Annotated in this window: 3 protein-coding genes; all 3 read left to right on the plus strand. The window is 69.8% G+C overall.

Annotation, left to right across the window (positions count from 1 at the left end; genetic code table 11):
* Positions 1 to 65: 65 nt before the first annotated feature.
* Genes AB0B68_RS32030 through AB0B68_RS32040 form a run of 3 tightly spaced genes read left to right on the plus strand, consistent with a single transcriptional unit; the run spans position 66 to position 2,887 of the window.
* Positions 66 to 908 (plus strand): sugar ABC transporter permease, encoded by an 843-nt coding sequence (locus AB0B68_RS32030; protein ID WP_357208466.1) that lies wholly within the window; start codon positions 66 to 68, stop codon positions 906 to 908.
* A complete protein-coding gene (locus AB0B68_RS32035) occupies positions 905 to 1,729 on the plus strand; it encodes a carbohydrate ABC transporter permease (protein ID WP_124860646.1) in 825 nt (274 codons plus the stop codon). Before AB0B68_RS32030 ends, AB0B68_RS32035 begins: the two co-directional genes overlap by 4 nt.
* 3 nt (positions 1,730 to 1,732) lie before the next feature.
* On the plus strand, positions 1,733 to 2,887 hold the full coding sequence (locus AB0B68_RS32040; RefSeq protein ID WP_357264745.1) for a serine hydrolase domain-containing protein: 1,155 nt from the start codon (positions 1,733 to 1,735) through the stop codon (positions 2,885 to 2,887).
* The last annotated feature ends 143 nt before the right edge of the window (positions 2,888 to 3,030 follow it).

The raw sequence follows: 3,030 nt of genomic DNA on the forward strand, positions 1-3,030 counted from the left end.
CCGAAGGGGAGCGTAGAGGGCTGCGCAAGCGGGAGGCACAGGGGCGCTGTCCGCAGCTCACCGTCGTGTACGTCCTGCCCGCCCTGGTGATGTACGCGGTGTTCGTCCTGCGCCCGCTCGTCCTGACGCTCCAGTACTCGCTCTACGACTGGAACGGCATCGGGGTGGCCCGCTGGGTGGGCCTGGACAACTACCTCACCGTGTTCACCGACAGCGACCTGCTGAAAATCATCGGCAACGCGATCGTCCTGATCGTCTTCTTCAGCTTCATTCCCGTCGCGCTGGGGCTGTTGGTGGCGAGCATGGTCCGCCGGATCACCACCGGCGTGTTCGGCACCGTCGTCCGGACCATCCTGTTCCTGCCGCAGGTCATCCCCCTGGTGGCGGCGGGCATCGCGTGGAGCTGGCTGCTCTCGTCGAACGGTCTGGTCAACCAGGCGCTGCGCGCGGTCGGACTGGGTGGCGTCGCCCGCGCCTGGCTCGGCGACTTCGACACGGCGCTGCCAGCCGTCGGCGTCATCGGGGCCTGGGTCCTGCTCGGCCTCTGCACGATCCTGCTGGTCACCGGCATGAGCAAGATCGACCCGGCGCTGTACGAGGCCGCCCGCATCGACGGTGCCGGTCCGGTCCGTGAGTTCCTCGCCGTGACCCTGCCCAGCCTGCGTCAGGAGATCGGCGTCTGCCTCACCGTGACGATCATCGCGGCGCTGGCGAGCTTCGACATCGTCTACATCTCCACCAGTGGCGGCCCCGGCCTCCAGACCACGGTGCCGGGCCTGGAGATCTACCGGCTGGCCTTCTCGCAGCGGCAGGTGGGGCTCGCCTCGGCGCTCGCTGTCGTACTCATGCTGCTCGTGCTGGTGTGTGTGCTGCCGATCCAGCGCCTGAGCCGAGGGGACAAGCAGTGAACTTGAGCCGTCGCGAACAGTTGACCGGCCGGGTCTTCCTGATCGCCCTGATCGTCGTCACCCTGCTGCCGTTCGTGAGCATGCTCTCGGCGGCGTTGCAGCCCCGGGGCACCGTGCCCAGCGGGCTCGAGTGGCCGTCCGACCCGCAGTGGGGCAACTTCGCCGACGCGTTCACCGCCGCGAACATGGGCGCCCTGCTCCGCTCCAGCCTGCTCATCGTGGCCGGTGTCGTACCGGTGTCGGTGCTCATCGCGACCATGGCCGGCTTCGGGCTCGGTCAGCTGCGAGTCCCCGGTGGCCGGCTCGTCTTCGGTCTCTTCCTGCTGGGTCTGACCCTGCCGTTCGAGGCCGTGGTCACGCCGCTCTACTACCAGATGCAGGACCTCGGCCTGCTCAACACCCGCTGGGCCATCATCCTGCCGCTGATCGGGCTCTACATGCCGTTCGCGGTGTTCTGGATGCGGGCACACTTCACCAACGTGCCGGTCGAGTTGTCCGAGGCGGCCCGGGTGGACGGCAGCAGCACGTGGCAGTTGTTCTGGCGGGTCCAGGTGCCCCTCGCCCGGCCGGCGATCGCCTCGCTGACCATCCTGATGTTCCTCTGGACGTGGAACCAGTTCCTGCTTGCCATCGTCCTCGTGGACGACGCGACCAAACGCACGATGGCCGGGGCGCTCGGAGCGTTCCAGGGCCAGTGGGGCACCGACCTGGTGCTGCTGTGCGCCGGGTCGCTGCTGATCCTCACCCCGACCCTCATCGTGTTCCTGATCTTCCAGCGACAGTTCATCAAGGCCCTGATCCAAGGGTCAGTGAAGGGGTAGGCAGTGGTCACAGAGCCGCAGATCCACGGCGACGTCGACGATCGCTTCAGGCGCGTCGCCGACGTCTTCCGCGACAACTTCACCTCCCGGGGAGAGGTCGGCGCCGCGGTCACCGTCTACGTGCGGGGCCGCAAGGTCGTCGACCTGTACGGCGGGGTGGCCGACACCCGTACCGGGCGGCCCTGGGACGCGCACACGCCGGTCGTCGTCTTCTCCTGCACCAAGGGGATCCTGGCGATCTGCGCCTACCTGCTGGCCCAGCAGGGCCGGCTCGACCTCGACGCTCCCGTGACGCGCTACTGGCCGGAGTTCGGACAGCACGGCAAGGCGGACATCCCGGTGCGCTGGCTGCTCACGCACCAGGCAGGTCTGCCCGCGGTGGACCGACCGCTGACCCTCGACGAGGTGCTGGCGTGGGATCCGGTCATCAAGGCGATCGAGGCGCAGGCCCCGCTGTGGGAGCCGGGCACGGCGCACGGGTACCACTCGATGACCTACGGCTGGTTGGTCGGAGAGGTGATCCACCGCATCACCGGCCAACTACCCGGCGCGTTCTTCGCCGACACCGTCGCGGGCCCGCTCGGCCTGCGTACCTGGCTGGGGCTCCCGGCCGCCGAGAGCGACACCGTCGCCTGGGGCGTGGCACCGCCTCCGGACCCTGACCCGTTCGTGGACCCGGTCGCCGAACGGGGCATCACCATGGGCGGTGCTTTCGCCTTCCCCGCCGACGCCGACGGCCTGGTCAGCTTCAACGACGACGCCATCCGGGCCGCCGGTGTTCCCGGCGCGGGCGCGGTGAGCACCGCCGAGGGCCTCGCGCGCCTCTACGCCGCCTGTGTGTCGGAACTCCAGGGTGGGCCGCTGCTCACGGCGGCGTCGGTGGACGACGCGGTGGTGGTTCGCTCGCGTGGTCAGCAGCGGCACGGCCCGCCGGACACCGGGCAGCGCTGGGGCACCGGCTTCCTGCTGCACTCGCCACCGGCCCGGCCCTTGCTGGGTGAGCGCAGCTTCGGCCACGACGGCGCGGGCGGCAACCTGGCCTTCGCCGACGCCGAGCATCAGGTGGGCTTCGGCTATGTGGTCAACCAGATGCGCGGGATGGGCGACGAGCGCGCCAATCTGCTCACCGCCGCCCTCCGAACCTGCCTCCAGGACTGACCCCCCGGGTTCCGCCCCTGGGGGTGCCTCGGTCGATCATGAAGTTGTTGCCACGGCGCGAAGGCGGGTGTGGGGGGATAAAAAAGATAAAAAAGGCCGGGGGGGGGGAGGGCGGGGGGGGGGGGGGGGCCCCGCGGCAGGGG

The organism is Micromonospora sp. NPDC049049, assembly GCF_040649115.1.
In the GTDB taxonomy this organism is placed as follows: domain Bacteria; phylum Actinomycetota; class Actinomycetes; order Mycobacteriales; family Micromonosporaceae; genus Micromonospora.